General features: G+C 66.4%; 15 protein-coding genes. 7 read left to right on the top strand and 8 right to left on the bottom strand.

From position 1 onward, the window contains the following. Positions 1–229 precede the first annotated feature (229 nt). A complete protein-coding gene (locus RUU78_RS08900; RefSeq protein ID WP_313915735.1) occupies positions 230–1,402 on the top strand; it encodes an MFS transporter in 1,173 nt (390 codons plus the stop codon). 73 nt (positions 1,403–1,475) lie between these two features. Here the strand turns inward: RUU78_RS08900 and epmA are convergent, their stop codons facing one another. Together epmA and ligA are read right to left on the bottom strand one after the other, a co-directional pair. After that, complete coding sequence (gene epmA / locus RUU78_RS08895; protein WP_313915733.1) at positions 1,476–2,438, bottom strand: EF-P lysine aminoacylase EpmA; 963 nt, start codon at positions 2,436–2,438, stop codon at positions 1,476–1,478. Next, entirely contained in the window at positions 2,435–4,606 is a 2,172-nt protein-coding gene (ligA, locus tag RUU78_RS08890; RefSeq protein ID WP_313915731.1) for an NAD-dependent DNA ligase LigA, read from the bottom strand. The genes epmA and ligA overlap by 4 nt, the downstream gene beginning before the upstream one ends. A 131-nt stretch (positions 4,607–4,737) precedes the next feature. Here ligA and RUU78_RS08885 point away from each other — a divergent pair, with 131 nt between their 5' ends. Beyond that, a complete protein-coding gene (locus RUU78_RS08885) occupies positions 4,738–5,580 on the top strand; it encodes a hypothetical protein (protein ID WP_313915729.1) in 843 nt (280 codons plus the stop codon). Between the two features lie 86 nt (positions 5,581–5,666). Here the strand turns inward: RUU78_RS08885 and RUU78_RS08880 are convergent, their stop codons facing one another. Beyond that, positions 5,667–6,188 carry a hypothetical protein gene (locus tag RUU78_RS08880; protein ID WP_313915727.1) on the bottom strand — a complete coding sequence of 174 codons (522 nt, stop codon included), beginning with the start codon at positions 6,186–6,188 and terminating at the stop codon, positions 5,667–5,669. 125 nt (positions 6,189–6,313) lie between these two features. On the opposite strand from RUU78_RS08880, the gene RUU78_RS08875 reads away from it, so the two are divergent. Then, on the top strand, positions 6,314–6,688 hold the full coding sequence (locus RUU78_RS08875; protein WP_313915725.1) for a YajD family HNH nuclease: 375 nt from the start codon (positions 6,314–6,316) through the stop codon (positions 6,686–6,688). A 49-nt stretch (positions 6,689–6,737) separates the two neighbouring features. Here RUU78_RS08875 and RUU78_RS08870 read toward each other — a convergent pair whose 3' ends face one another. Then, the gene (locus RUU78_RS08870) at positions 6,738–7,967 is read right to left on the bottom strand and encodes an acyltransferase family protein (RefSeq protein ID WP_313915723.1); all 1,230 of its coding nucleotides are present in this window, start codon (positions 7,965–7,967) and stop codon (positions 6,738–6,740) included. A 148-nt stretch (positions 7,968–8,115) separates the two neighbouring features. On the opposite strand from RUU78_RS08870, the gene RUU78_RS08865 reads away from it, so the two are divergent. Together RUU78_RS08865 and RUU78_RS08860 are read left to right on the top strand one after the other, a co-directional pair. Then, positions 8,116–8,997: a LytTR family DNA-binding domain-containing protein gene (locus RUU78_RS08865; RefSeq protein WP_313915721.1), complete on the top strand. Its 882-nt coding sequence runs from the start codon at positions 8,116–8,118 to the stop codon at positions 8,995–8,997. A gap of 27 nt (positions 8,998–9,024) precedes the next feature. Beyond that, positions 9,025–9,903, top strand: coding sequence for a PhzF family phenazine biosynthesis protein (locus tag RUU78_RS08860; RefSeq protein WP_313915719.1), 879 nt, complete (start codon positions 9,025–9,027; stop codon positions 9,901–9,903). 49 nt (positions 9,904–9,952) lie between these two features. Here RUU78_RS08860 and RUU78_RS08855 read toward each other — a convergent pair whose 3' ends face one another. Genes RUU78_RS08855 through RUU78_RS08845 form a run of 3 tightly spaced genes read right to left on the bottom strand, consistent with a single transcriptional unit; the run spans position 9,953 to position 11,674 of the window. After that, positions 9,953–10,726 carry an SDR family oxidoreductase gene (locus RUU78_RS08855; RefSeq protein WP_313915717.1) on the bottom strand — a complete coding sequence of 258 codons (774 nt, stop codon included), beginning with the start codon at positions 10,724–10,726 and terminating at the stop codon, positions 9,953–9,955. Positions 10,727–10,760: 34 nt separating this feature from the next. Continuing rightward, positions 10,761–11,288 carry a hypothetical protein gene (locus RUU78_RS08850; protein WP_313915715.1) on the bottom strand — a complete coding sequence of 176 codons (528 nt, stop codon included), beginning with the start codon at positions 11,286–11,288 and terminating at the stop codon, positions 10,761–10,763. Then, positions 11,285–11,674, bottom strand: a complete 390-nt coding sequence (locus RUU78_RS08845) for a hypothetical protein (protein WP_313915714.1) — start codon at positions 11,672–11,674, stop codon at positions 11,285–11,287. Before RUU78_RS08845 ends, RUU78_RS08850 begins: the two co-directional genes overlap by 4 nt. Positions 11,675–11,756: 82 nt before the next feature. Here RUU78_RS08845 and RUU78_RS08840 point away from each other — a divergent pair, with 82 nt between their 5' ends. Continuing rightward, positions 11,757–12,224 carry a hypothetical protein gene (locus RUU78_RS08840; RefSeq protein ID WP_313915712.1) on the top strand — a complete coding sequence of 156 codons (468 nt, stop codon included), beginning with the start codon at positions 11,757–11,759 and terminating at the stop codon, positions 12,222–12,224. A gap of 8 nt (positions 12,225–12,232) precedes the next feature. Continuing rightward, positions 12,233–12,817 (top strand): DUF4166 domain-containing protein, encoded by a 585-nt coding sequence (locus RUU78_RS08835; RefSeq protein WP_313915710.1) that lies wholly within the window; start codon positions 12,233–12,235, stop codon positions 12,815–12,817. Positions 12,818–12,870: 53 nt separating this feature from the next. On the opposite strand, the gene hutU is transcribed toward RUU78_RS08835, so the two are convergent. Then, positions 12,871–14,156, bottom strand: a 1,286-nt coding sequence (gene hutU / locus RUU78_RS08830; protein WP_313915709.1) for a urocanate hydratase, incomplete at its 5' end; no start/stop codon positions are given.

Raw genomic sequence — 14,156 nt, 5'->3', positions numbered from 1 at the left:
GCATGGGGAAACCCCCGGCCCACCCCGCCCCCCCCCCGACGCCCCGGCGGGGTGGGGGTTGGGCCCGGGAAACAACGTGGGGGTGGGCCCACCGGCTCCAACGCCCTCCCGCTCCGCTCTGACGATTCCCCATTCCCGGTCAGATCACGCCAAGGAAGACTTCCTCGCTCCGCTCTAACGATTCCCGATTCCCAATTCCCCATTCCCGGTTATGGCACGCTTGCGCGCCATGACCCCTTCCGTTCCCGCGCTGCGCCTGTCCAGCTTCTATTTCATGTACTACGCCGTGCTCGGCGGGTTCACGCCGTACTGGAGCCTTTATCTGAAAGACCACGGCCAGGACGCCGCCGCGATCGGCGTGCTCATGAGCCTGTGGTACGCGACGCGCATCGTCGCGCCGAGCAGTTGGAACTGGCTCGCGGGTCGCTCGTCACGGCCGATCCGCTGGCTGCAGCTTGGCTGCCTCGCGAGCGTGCTGAGCTTCTGCCTGTTCCTGCTCCCGCTGGGCTTCGCCGGACTCTTCGCGGCGATGTGCGTATTTTGCTTTTTCCATAACGCGACAATGCCGCAGTTCGAGGCAATCACGCTGTCGCACCTGCGCGGTGCGACCGAGCGCTACGGCGCGATCCGGGTCTGGGGCTCGCTCGGCTTCATCGCCGTCGTCGCCGGATTCGGCGTGCTGCTCGACCACATCGCAGTCGCCTGGCTGCCGCTGCTGATGTTGCCCCTGCTGGTCGGCGTCACCGCCTCGGCCTTCGTCAACGATTACGGCCCGGCGCAGCGCGACGCCCTGCCCGCCGCCGCCGCGGAGTTCCGCCAGCGCCTGCGCCGGCCCGAGGTAATCGCGTTCTTCATCACCTGCCTGCTGGTGCAGATCTCCTTCGGTCCGCTCTACACGTTTTTTTCGCTGTACCTGGAACAGCACGGCTACCGGCCGTCGGCGCTCGGCGCGTTCTGGGTCATCGGCGTCGCGGTGGAAGTCGTCGTGTTCTTCTTCTCGCCGCGACTGTTCCTGCGCTGGCCGGCGCAGACCGTGCTGCTGGTCGCGGTCGCAAGCGCGGCGCTGCGCTGGCTCGTGACCGCGCTGTTCCCGGAGTCGCCCGCGATCATGACGCTGGCGCAGCTAACCCACGCGATCAACTTCGCCGCGTTCTTCGCCAGCGCGATGCAGCTGATGGCGCAGTATTTCCCCGGACCACTGGCCGGGCACGGTCAGGGCGTGTTCTACGGCTTTTCCTCGGGCGTCGGCGGCGCGCTCGGCGCGCTGATCGCGGGCCAGGCCTGGCGCATCGGTGGCGGCCGCCTCGCGTTCGAAGTGGCCGCCGTGTTTGCGGCGGTCGCCGCGCTTATCGCCTGGCGCTGGGTGCGCGCGCCGCGGGAATCGGGAATCGGGAATCGTTAGAGCGGGGGCGTTGAAGCATTCAGCTCTTACCAGCTTTTACGATTCCCGATTCCCGATTCCCCATTCCCCGCTACTACGCCCTCGCGAAATCGAACGCGAGCACGTCGCGGATATCGTCGGTTTGCGCCAGGCACATGAGCAGCCGCTCGATGCCGAGCGCAACGCCGGCGCAGGCAGGCATACGGCCCAGCACCGCCAGCAGGTTTTCGTCGAGCGGCACTTCACGCAGGCCACGCTCGCGGCGGCGCGCGTTGTCGCGTTGGAAACGCGTGCGCTGTTCGGCCGCGTCAAACAGCTCGTGATAACCATTCGCCAGCTCGTAAGGTCCCAGGTACAGCTCGAAGCGCTCGGCGACCGGCGGATCGCGCAGCCGTATCCGTGCAAGTGCGCATTGGCTCGCGGGGTAGTCGTAAACCATCGTGATGCGATCGACCGGAAACTGCGGCTGGATCAGGTGCGTGATCAGCAGGTCCAGCCAGTCGTCGCGCGACAGGCCGACTGGATCGATCGAGAACCGTGCCAACGGTGCCGCAAGCTCCGCTTCGGTTGCCGAGAAGGGATCGATCGACAGGTACTGCAGGAACAGCGCGCGATAGCTGAATTTCTGCCGGTCCGGCCGACGCCGCATCATGACGAGAAGATCGGCGACGAGATCGCAGGCTTCGTGCATCAGGGTCAGGTGATCCCAGCCGACGCGATACCACTCCAGCATCGTGAACTCGGGATTGTGGCGTCGGCCCGCCTCGCCATTGCGAAATACGCGGCCGAGTTCGTAGCAATCGCCGATGCCTTCGGCCAGCAGGCGCTTGAGCGGAAATTCCGGCGACGTGCGCAGCCAACGTTCCGCGCTGCCGGCGTCGCGATGGCCGGTGAAATGTGTCGTGAAACTCTCGATGTTCGGGTCGGTATTGCCGGACGCGGAGAGCATCGGCGTCTCCACTTCGAGCACCGAACGCATCGCCAAAAAATCGCGTATCTCCCGGTAGACGCGGGCACGCAGAAAAGCCTGCCGATACGTAGCTGTCGCATTGCTCACGACGACTGTTCGGCCAGGAACGCCAGCAGGCGCGCCTCGTCCCAGACTTCCAGGCCAAGTTCAGCCGCCTTTTCGAGCTTGGAGCCCGCGCCCGGACCGGCGACAACGAAGTCGGTCTTCTTCGACACGCTGCCGGATACCTTTGCGCCAAGGGCTTCGAGCTTTTCCTTGGCCTCGTCGCGGCTCAGCGCTTCGAGCGTGCCGGTCAGTACGACAGTCTTGCCGGCGAGCGCGCCTTGCGCGATGCGTTGCGGCTCGGCGTCCGGCCAGTGCACGCCAGCAGCGCGCAGTGCCGCGATGACGTCGCGGTTATGGGTTTCGGCGAAGAACGCGACGATCCGCCCGGCCACGACCGGGCCGACGTCGGGAATCGCGCGCAGTTCATCAAGCGTGGCAGCCATGACCGCGTCGAGATTGCCGAACCAACGCGCGAGGGCCTTGGCCGTGGACTCGCCGACATCCCGTATGCCCAGCGCGAACAGGAAGCGCTCCAGCGTCGTGCTGCGGCTTTTCCCGATCGCATCGAGAAGATTCTCGGCCCAGCGCGTGGCAACCTTGCCCTTCCTGACCGTCTCCGGAACGCTGCCGCTGCGTTCCTGGCCGAGGCGGCGCAGTTCGGTCAGGTCGTCGAGGCGCAAGGCATACAGATCGGCCGGACTGTGCAGGCTGCGTGCGGCTTCGCCGTCGCGCAGGAACGGCAGCTCGACCATGTCGTCGATGATCTCGCCGCCGAGGCCTTCGATGTCCATCGCGCGACGCGCAGCAAAGTGGAAAATGGATTCCTTGCGCTGCGCCGGGCAGAACAGGCCGCCGCTGCAGACCAGGGCGACGCCCTCCTCATATTCGATCCCGGCCTTGGTCTGCTTCTTCACCTTCTGCACCCGGACCAGCGCCGCATCGCAGACCGGACAGCGATCGGGGAACTGCCAAGGTTGCGTGCCGGCGGGGCGTTTCTCCGGGATCACCTTGACGATTTCCGGAATCACATCGCCTGCGCGTCGCACGATCACCGAATCGCCCAGGCGCATATCCAGCCGCGCGATCTGGTCGGCGTTGTGCAACGTGACGTTGCTGACGGTCACGCCGGCCACCTGCACGGGTCTGAGCCGCGCGACCGGCGTGGCAGCGCCGGTGCGGCCGATCTGGATCTCGATGCCGAGCAGTTCCGTCGATTGCTCCTGCGCCGGAAACTTGTGCGCGATGGCCCAGCGCGGCGCGCGCGAAACGAAGCCCATCGTGCGCTGGCCAGCGTAGTCGTCGAGCTTGTAGACCACGCCGTCGATATCGTATGGCAGGTGATCGCGGCGCTCGCCGATCCGGCGGTAGTAGGCGATCAGCCCGGCGAACCCCTGCGCGGTGGAGGCCTCCGGAGCTACCGGAAAACCCCAGTCGCGCAATTGCGCAAGCGCGGCGCTGTGACGCTCGCCGAGGTTCTGCTCCGGGGTGGCCGGCAGATACACGGCGTAGGCATAGAACGCGAGCGGACGCTTGGCGGTTTCCTGCGCATCCTTCTGGCGCAGGCTGCCGGCGGCGCCATTGCGCGGATTGGCTAGGACTTTCTCACCGCTGTCGCGCGCCTTGGCGTTGTAGGCCTCGAATGCTGCGCGCGGCATGTAGACCTCGCCGCGCACTTCGAGCTGCGCCGGCCAGCCGCTGCCGCGCAGGCGCAGCGGTATCGTCTTGATGGTGCGCAGGTTGGCGGTGACGTCTTCGCCCTTGGCGCCGTCGCCGCGCGTGGCGCCACGTACGAACAGGCCGTCGTCGTAGCGCAGGCTGATCGCAAGGCCGTCAAGCTTGGGTTCGACGGAGAATTCCGGCTCGCTCAGACCGAGCGTGTTCTCGATGCGGCGCACGAAATCGCCGATCGTGGCGAAGCGCACGGCATCGTCTTCCGCACTGGTATCGTCGAAGGCGTTGTTGAGCGACAGCATCGGGATGTCATGCACGACTTCGGCGAAATCGCGCGAGGCCGTGGCGCCGACGCGCTGGGTCGGCGAGTCCTCGGCCTGCAACTCGGGGTACGCGGTTTCCAGCGCGACCAGCTCGCACATCAGCGCGTCGTAGTCCGCGTCGGGAATGCTGGCGTCGTCCAGCACATGGTAGCGGTAGTTGTGTTCGGCCAGTTCGGCGCGCAGTTCGGCGGCGCGTTGGGCGGGATTTCGGCTCATGCGGAACTCGGGTCGGTCGCGAAAGGAGGCGTGGCGGCGAGGCCGCCGCGCCGGATCGTGCAGGAGTCTACCGGCTGGTTGCAGGTTTCCGTGCAGTACGGAATGCTAGCCCGACTTCACGGAGAGCTGACATGGCGAAGAAGGGCTGGGCCGCGTTTCCCTACGCCGACAAGGCATACGACTACACCGGCGATTCGCTGGCCAAATCCTGGAAGACCTTGCATGCGGGCGACCAGGAACCGTTTCCCGACGACACTCACATGGCCCGGCTGTTCAAGACCAACCCTAAGCTCGGCAAGGACGCGGCCGCCGCCGCGAGTGCGTTGCAGGAAGCCTGGCGCGCCTTCCACCGCGGCGATTTCGAAGCTGCCTTCGAGCAGGGCAAGGCATTGAAAGCGCTCGGCGCCTCGGTCGCGATCAAGGCGGCGGGAATCCATGCAACGTATCTCGTCGACGGGGAGAAGGAAAAGCTCGCGCGCTACGAAGCGCTCGCGGCACTCGCCGAAGAGGCCATCGCCGCCCTGCCCGGCGAAGCCAACAGCCACTACCGCCGCGCGTTTGCGATCGGCCGCTACAGCCAGTGCATCTCGATCACCAAGGCGCTGGCCCAGGGCCTGGCCGGCAAGGTGAAGGAATCCCTGGACGCGACGCTGGAACTCGCGCCCAAGCATGCCGAAGCGCAGACCGCGCTAGGCCTGTACCACGCCGAGATCGTCGGCAAGGTCGGCGGCATGCTGGCCAAGCTGACCTACGGCGCCAGCGCCGCGGTCGCCGAGAAACACCTGACTGAAGCGACCCGGCTGACCCCGGCTTCGCCGATCGCCTGGATCGAATTCGGCAACGGCCTGTTGCTGCTGCACGGCGACAAGCGCGAAGACGCGGTGGCGGAAGCCTATTCGAAGGCTGCCAAGCTCAAACCGCGCGATGCAATGGAAGCACTCGACGTGGCCTGGGCCAAGGATCAGTTGGCCTGAGGGCAGGAAATTAGTGAAAAAGCGGAGTGAAGACGAGTGAAAACGCGGGCGAGCCACGCGTTTTTCACTCCTCTGCCCCGCTTTCTTCAATTGCCTCCACTTCCGCGCAGCGTGGCCGCATTGGGCAGGCCTGACGGTCCCGGCGATTTCATCTGCAAGCGGCGCACTTCGGTTTCCGAACTGCGCCGCGCGCGTTGCTGGTCGGCGTAGGTCTGGCATTTGTCCTTGCCCAGATGCGAGCCGGTCGGGCGTTCGCGCGAACAGATCAGGCGGCGTCCGTCGTTGCGGGTCAGCACGGCGTTGACGCTTTCCTGTGCCTGCAGCAGTTCAGCCTTGTCGCCATCGCGGAACGACGCCGCGTCGGTATGGCGTGCCAGCACCGCGGCAATGGTATCGAGGTTTCGCTCGACCTCGACGCGTTCGGCGTCCGACACGAATTCGTAGTGCCCGCCCGGCCGCATTTGCTGGCGGATCGCGGCAGCCTGGTCGTCGAACAGGGTCTTGCTCTCCGCGGTCAGGGGCCGCTCGACACGCTCCTTCGCCGGCGCCGCCGCAGCGAACAGCAGGCTGACTGCAACCAGCAACGCTGCCGGATGGATGCACTTCATCGTATGCTCCGCAGAAAGGGACAGGCGGCTCATTGTCGCCAGCAACCGCAGCCGGCCGCGTTGCCGAAGCTGCGAACAGTCGAACCGTATCGTAGTGCCGCCGTTTCGCGCGGCCTGGAACCTCCATGAGCACCAGCAAATCCGGCCCCGACAGCAACCGTCTCGACCGCATCGTCGCCCAGGCGCGCGCCGACGCGAGCGAACGCGAGAAGGGCTATCGCGAACGCGCCCTCAAGATGTACCCCTGGATCTGCGGCCGCTGCGCGCGCGAATTCACGCGCACCAACCTGCAGGAACTCACGGTCCACCACCGCAACCACAACCACGACGACAACCCGGCCGACGGCAGCAACTGGGAGCTGCTCTGCGTCTACTGCCACGACAACGAGCATTCGCGCTACATCGACCACACCGGCAACAACGACGAAGCGCAGGTCGCTGCGGCGACGTCGAACCCGTTTGCCGCGCTGCGCGAACTGATGGCGAAGAAAGGCGGCTGAGCAACAGGCACACTGCCCCAGGCTCGCCTGGGGCAGAGAAAGACGCTCCTCATGTCTGCGAAATGATAAAAATCACCAAAGCCGCAAACGGAACGACACCGTAAGCCGCCATGCGCAGCGTCGGCACCTCGCGTGCCGGGCCTCGCGGCTTCAGACCGAACAGCGGACGCAGCCAGCTGACGCGGCGGATCAGGTATTCGTGCAGCAGATGACAGCCGGCGACGGTGCCGAGGGTCACGAGCAGGCACTCGAACACGCCGCCGAGCTTTAGCGGAACCAGCCAGTAGGCGATCAGCACGATCAGGCTCTGGTGCAGCATGTACCAGGGATAGACCGCTTCGTTCGCGCGTGGCAGCCAGGCGAATGGGCGGTTCAGCAGCGCATGGGCCCAGCCCAGGATGGCCAGCAGCATGGCCCAGACGTAGAAATTGCGCAGCGTCACGATGAGCAGTTCGTGCCAGTACGGGATCTCGTCGGGAATGCCATGTCGCACGAACGAATAGACACCGAACAGGACCAGTGCCAGGACTAGCGCGATACGGCGCAGGCGCAGCGCCTCGCTCCAGAAGGCGTTGCTGCGCGCGATGACGAAGCCGTAGAGGAACACGGTGAAGTAGACCGCGTTGCGGTACCAGTCGTGGATGAAGTCGCCGTTCTCAGGGAAGCGTTCCTGCAGCGTGACGGTGTAGAACAGCAGCGGCAGCGCCGGCAGCAGCAGCAAAGCCGCGCCGCGCAGACCGGCAAAGCCCTCGGCCAGCCGCTGTCCCCAGCGGCTGCGCAGCAGCGGCAGCAGCACGGCAAGCCCCAGCGTATACATCCACAGATAGGCCAGGTACCACAGGTGGTTCCAGGTATAGCCGTGCTGCCAGCCGTCGAACGCGTTCTCGGGCCAGCGCCTGGCGCTGTAGTACTCAGCCAGGAATGCGAAGAACCCGGGCTCGACCACACCGTTGGTCACGCCCTGCACGTAGGGCTGTACCGGAACCACGACGAGGATGCCGAAGGTCAGCGGCAGCAGCAGGCGCCAGCTGCGCAACGCGAGGAAGCGGCCGGTCTGGCCCGGCTTGAGCAGGAAGGCCGCGGCGATGCCGGAGATCAGGAAGATCAGATCCATGCGCCAGCGGTTCATGAACAGCATCGGCAGCTGCAGTGCCTCGGACAGGTAGGCACTCTTGATGTGCCAGCCCCACTCATGCACGTAGAGCATGCCGATGTGATAGAGGATGAGAAAGGCGAAAGCGATGACGCGCAACGCGTCGATATCGTGGCGGCGTTCCATGGCGACTCCATTGAGGATGCCGCGAGGCTGCCGGGCGCGGCCTTGCGGTCCCAGCGCCAAGGGCTTGATTGCATGGGATTGGGGACAAGCGGCGGAGGGCTGGGATGAACAGCGGACGCGGGCCGGGCCGGCTCCGTAGAATCCGCGGATGACTGACACCCCGAACTGGCTGGAGCGTTACCAGCCCTGGCGCCGCAGCGCCGAGATCAGCTTCTGGATTGGCGCCTTTCTGGTCAACGCCGTGCTCAACAGCCTGACCGTGATCATGGACGTGCAGCGCGCGGCGCTGGCCTTCGCCGCCTGGAAGCCAGTGGTCTGGGAGACCTCCAGCGGTTTTCTGATGCTATTGCTGGTCCCCGCCATCGTGCTGTTCACGCGCCGCTATCCCCTGCATCAGGACACCTGGCGACGCTATCTGCCCTATTACCTGGTCGCGAGCGTGGTCTGGTCGCTGCTGCATGTGCTGGGCATGGTCGCGCTGCGCAAGTTCGTTTACGCGCTGCAGGGCGAGCACTACGACTTCGGCTACTGGCCGATGGAACTCGTCTATGAATACATGAAGGACGTGCGCGAGTTCGTCGCCACGGTCGCGCTGATCCACGCCTACCGCTTCATCCTGCTGCGCGTGCAGGGCGAGGCCAGCCTGCTCGACGAACCCGACGTCGGACCACCGGTCGACGCGGTCGAACGGCCCGAGCGCTTCCTCGTGCGCAAGCTCGGCCGCGAATTCCTTGTCGCCGCCAATGACATCGAATGGATCCAGGCCTCGGGCAACTACGCCAACCTGCGCGTGCGCGGCCGCGACTACCCGCTGCGCAGTACGATCGCCGGCGTCGAGACGCGGCTGGATCCGCTACGCTTCGCGCGCGTGCATCGCAGCTACATCGTCAATCTCGACCAGGTCACGATGATCGAGCCGCTGGATACTGGCGATGCGCGCCTGCACCTGAAGGACGGCACTACCTTGCCCTGTAGCCGGCGCTATCGCAGCGGCCTGCGCGACAGGGCCGGCAGCAGCGCTGGCATCTGACACGTCAGTACCGCTACCCTGGAGCACATGGACACCGTGCGCTATCTGCAACTCGACGTGTTCGCCGAAAGAGCCGGCGGTGGCAATCCGCTGGGCGTGGTCATCGGCGCCGGCGCCTGGAGCGACGCGACCATGCAGCGCTTCGCAACCTGGACCGGCCTCGTAGAGACCACGTTCCTGCTGCCGCCGGTCCGTCCCGAAGCCAGCTATCGCGTACGCATCTTCACGCCGCAGCGCGAGATCGCATTCGCCGGCCATCCCACTATCGGCAGCGCACACGCGGCGCTCGAAACCGGCCTCGTGCCGGCCGGCAGCACGGAACTGGTGCAGGAATGCGGCGCCGGCCTGCTGCCGATCCATATCAGCCAGGACAGCAAGGGCCGCGTGGTTTCCGTCCAGGCGCCGCGCGCACGCCGGATCGAACCGGATGTGCTGCACGCCAAGCTCGTGCGCGCGATCCTCGACCGCACGCCACTCGGCAGCCTGTTGCCCGGCTTCGTCGAAGGCGGCCGGCGCTGGTGGATCGCCGAACTCGCCGACGAGGCGACCCTGCGCGAATGGCAGCCCGACCACGCGGCGATCGCGCGCCTGGCCAAGGCCAGCGACAGCCTGGGACTTTGCGTCTTTGCGCGCTGCAACCAGCCCGACTACGAAATTGCCGTACGCGCGTTTCCGGCCGGCGTGGGCATTGTGGAAGATCCCGCATCGGGCGCCGCCAACGGCCTGATCGGCGCGTGGATTGCGGCAGGTGAACCGGACGGCGCGCTCGCGCGCGGCTATCGCGTCAGCCAGGGCCGCGAGATCGGCCGAGACGCGCGCATCGGCATCCGCATCGACGCGGACGGCACGGTCTGGGTCGGCGGCATGACCCATACGGTGATCGACGGACAGTTGAGCTGGCGCTGAGCGCTCGCCACAGACCGCGATCTTGCGCCAGCGGTCAGTCGAAACCGGACTACAACGTGCGCGTCTGGCCGCCGTCCACGTCGAGCACGGCGCCGTGGCAGTACGCGGCCAGCGGCGATGCGAGGAAGGCCACCGCGGCCGCGATTTCCTGTGGGGTACCGAAGCGCGCGACGCGTAGTGACGTCGCGATTTCCTGCGCTGCCAGTACTTCGTCGATGCCGCGCTCGCGTGCCTGGTTGCGCACGCGTGCCTGCATCCGCTCGGTCGCGATCGCGCTGGGGTTCACCGCATTGACGCGGACGCCGTCGACGACGCCGCGATCGGCCAGTGCCTTGGTCAGGTTCAGCAGCGCGGCGTTGACTGCACCACCGATCGTGAACTCGGCACTGCCGGTGCGGCCGCCGATCCCGACCACGTTGACGATTGCGCCCTGCGCAGCCCGCAACGCCGGCCATGCCACACGGCACAGGCGCATGGCACCGTAGAATTTCAGCGCGAAGCCGTCGTGCCAGGCCGCATCGTCGAGCGTGAGGAAATCGCCGCGCACGGTGGCGCCGGCGTTGTTGATGAGCAGGTCGAGGCGGCCGTACGCGGCCAGCGCGGCGCCGAGCGCGTAGTCGGCGGCGGTGTCTTCGCGCAGGTCGACCGCGAGCGCGAGTCCGCGTGTCGGCAGGCCGGCGACGAGGTCGGCCAGCACCTCGCTTGAACGCGCGACGGCAACGACGTGCGCGCCTTCCCCGGCGAGCGTCTCGACGATCGCGCGACCGATGCCGCGGCTCGCGCCGGTGACCAGCGCGACCTTGCCGTGCAGTTGCAGATTCATGCGATGACCGTATCCGCCAGGAAAGCTCGCGGCCTCAGCCGCGGATCTCGAAGCGGGCTCGGAAAATCGTGTCCTCCACGCCTTGCGGCAAGCCATCGGGCGTGCCTTCCAGCGCGCCGGCAAGGATCCAGTCGTGCACCAGCGCCTGTTCCGCGACGGGAATCGGCGGGCGCTGACGCGGCATGCGCACGCCGACATCGACGATCTCGCAATTGAGCTTGGTGAACAGCAGGCTTTGGAACGGCTGGCTCGGCACGACGCGAATCAAGGTGTCGTCCTGGCTGCTGTGTTCGTTGTAGAGGAAGAACCAGGAATTTGGCGGATCGAGGAACAGGTCGGCCGCAGCATTCCCGCCTTCGACATCGACATGACAGTTCGCGCAACGCGTGCTCCAGATCGGCTGGATCTGGGTGTTGTAATCGACGTTCTGGCGCATCGGCACGCTGTCGAGGCTGTCGCACTCGTCAGCAGCCGGTGCGATGGACAGCGGAGTCCAGGCCAGCACCGCCGCCGGCACCAACAGTGCCAGCAGCAAAACTACGCGCCGGAGGACCGTGTTCATCGCACGACCGCTCCCTGCGAGCGCAGCGAACGCGCGATCAGGCCGATCCCGCCAAACAGCAACACCAGCATCAGCAAGGTGTTGAACAGGCTGGTCGACAGGAAATACACGCGCAGGTTGACGATCACACCCGCGAATATGATGACGAGGCCGGCGAGGACGAGCAGCCAGCCCAGCACCGAGCGGCCATCGAAGAACAGCAGGCCGACGCCGAAGATGAAAGGCAGCAGCGACAGCCCGAAACTGTTATAGCCCCAGATTCCCCAGTTGCCGCCACTGACGACGACCTGATTCATCAGCAGCCAGCCGCCGGCCACGGCCAGCGCGAAACCGATCAGAAACTGTCCTATGCCACCCGGCGTGCCGCCGGCTCCGCTGATCGCCACTGTCGTACTCCCCCGGAAAAACGCGCTCAGTTTTACGGTCTGCGGCGGAGCAGGTCAAACCGCGCAGTGCCCGACTGCGACCTTGGTCGCGCTTGCTCTGCCGTCAGACGACCTCATCAACCCTTCCGCGACCCAGAATGAGGGGAAATCGGCCTCTGTCGCGTCATCACAGGTAATCGACACCACTGCGGACAGACTCGCAACCACTATGAGCGCCTCGAAGGCTCTGGCTTCATCCCTACTCCCCGGCGGCAACGCCCTGCGGAGTTTCTCGCCCCGGCAACGCCGCCTGCGTCATCGCATCCCGCGCACCGTCGTTCCTGCGTCTCCTGCCAGCAACGGCGTCTCCCTGCTCACCCTCTGTCTGGTGGCTGGAATCTCCCTGCTGCTTGCGCTGCTGGCTTGCAGTTTCGTCGTGACCGGCCTTGCGGTCTGGGTCGCGAACGGCGCCGCCGAGTGGCTCGCTGCCGCGGTTCCCGCGCTGCTGGCTGCGCTGCTGTTCGGGTTCGCGTTCCAGATGGCGCGCCTGCTGCAACCGCGCGACCGCTGAACTCTCGCGTGTCTCCCACCAATGCGGCCGGTGACAATCCGGACAACGTCGTCACACGGTGGTTCGGGCCTGCGTTTTACCAATTGCATCCTTTGCTGCAAGCGCTGCATCACCGCGGCGGCATTCTGTGCGGCGATATCGCGATCGACACCGGCGGTGGCCTGGCCGGGTTAATCGGCCGCCGTCTGGCGCGCCGCCTCGGGATGCCGTTGGGCCGCTCGCGCTGCGGCTTCGAAGTACAGATCGTGCACGAGGCCGACGCGCTGCTGTGGCGCCGCCGGTTCGACGATGGCGGCATGATGATTTCCCGCTTCGTCGGCAATGGCCATTTCCCGACCGGCAGCTGGACCGAACAGACCGGTCCGTTGCAGCTGAGCCTCGGCGTCAACATCGTCGACGGCGGCTGGCGCTGGCGTTTGCGCGAGGCGCGCTGGCATGGGTTGCGCGTTCCGCTGGCCCTGTTGCCGCGATCGCGGGCCGGCAAGCACATCGTCGACGGACGCTATGCGTTCGAGGTCGAATTCCGGCTACCGTTGCTCGGCCGCGTGCTGCGCTACGGCGGCCTGCTCGATGCGCAGCCCGCCGACCCCTGAAGCGGCGGCGGCACGACGGATTCCTCGAGCCCGATGCCCGCGGCGCGCAAGACTCACAGCATCGGCAGTTTCAGTCCCTGCTCGCGCGCGCATTCCTGCGCGATTTCATAGCCGGCGTCGGCATGACGCATGACCCCGGTGCCCGGATCGTTCCACAGCACGCGCGCCAGTCGCCGGTCGGCCGCCTCACTGCCGTCGCAGACGATGACCACGCCGGAATGCTGGCTGTAGCCCATGCCGACGCCGCCGCCATGGTGCAGCGATACCCAGGTCGCACCGCCGGCCGTGTTGAGCAGCGCATTGAGCAGCGGCCAATCGGAAACCGCGTCGCTGCCATCGCGCATCGCCTCGGTTTCGCGATTGGGGCTGGCGACCGAACCCGAGTCCAGATGGTCGCGACCGATCACGACCGGCGCGCTCAGTTCGCCATTGCGCACCATCTCGTTGAAAGCCAGGCCGAGCTTGTGGCGCAGGCCCAGGCCGACCCAGCAGATGCGCGCCGGTAGACCCTGGAAGCTGATGCGCGAGCGCGCCATGTCCAGCCAGTTGTGCAGGTGCGCGTCGTCGGGAATCAGTTCCTTGACCTTGGCGTCGGTCTTGTAGATGTCTTCCGGATCGCCGGACAGCGCGACCCAGCGGAACGGACCGATGCCGCGGCAGAACAGCGGCCGCACGAAGGCCGGCACGAAGCCCGGGAAATCGAAGGCGTTCGCGCAGCCTTCGTCCTTGGCCATCTGGCGGATGTTGTTGCCGTAGTCGAAGGTCGGAACGCCCTGCGCATGGAACGCGAGCATCGCTTCCACGTGCACGCGCATCGAGCGCTTGGCGGCGTCGCGTGTACCTTGCGGATCGGCCACGCGACGCGCCAGCCACTGCTCCACGGTCCAGCCGCTCGGCAGGTAGCCGTTGACCGGATCGTGCGCGCTGGTCTGGTCTGTCACCGCATCCGGGCGCACGCCGCGGCGCACTAGCTCGGGCAGCACGTCGGCCGCGTTGCCGAGCAGCGCGATCGACTTGGCTTCGCCCGCGGCGGTGTACTTTGCGATACGCGCGAGCGCGTCGTCGAGGTCGCTCGCCTGCTCGTCGACATAGCGCGTCTTGATGCGGAAATCGATGCGGCTCTGCTGGCATTCGATAGTGAGCGAGCACGCGCCGGCCAGCGAAGCGGCGAGCGGCTGTGCGCCACCCATGCCGCCGAGGCCGGCGGTGAGTATCCATTTGCCGCGCAGGCTGCCGCCGTAGTGCTGGCGACCCAGTTCGACAAAGGTTTCGTAAGTGCCCTGGACGATGCCCTGGCTGCCGATGTAGATCCACGAGCCGGCCGTCATCTGGCCGTACA

The organism is Tahibacter sp. (assembly GCF_032229445.1).
Taxonomy (GTDB): Bacteria; Pseudomonadota; Gammaproteobacteria; order Xanthomonadales; family Rhodanobacteraceae; genus Tahibacter.
The sequence above is the reverse complement of the archived record's forward strand: the minus strand, read 5'-3'. Positions and strand labels throughout refer to the sequence as shown.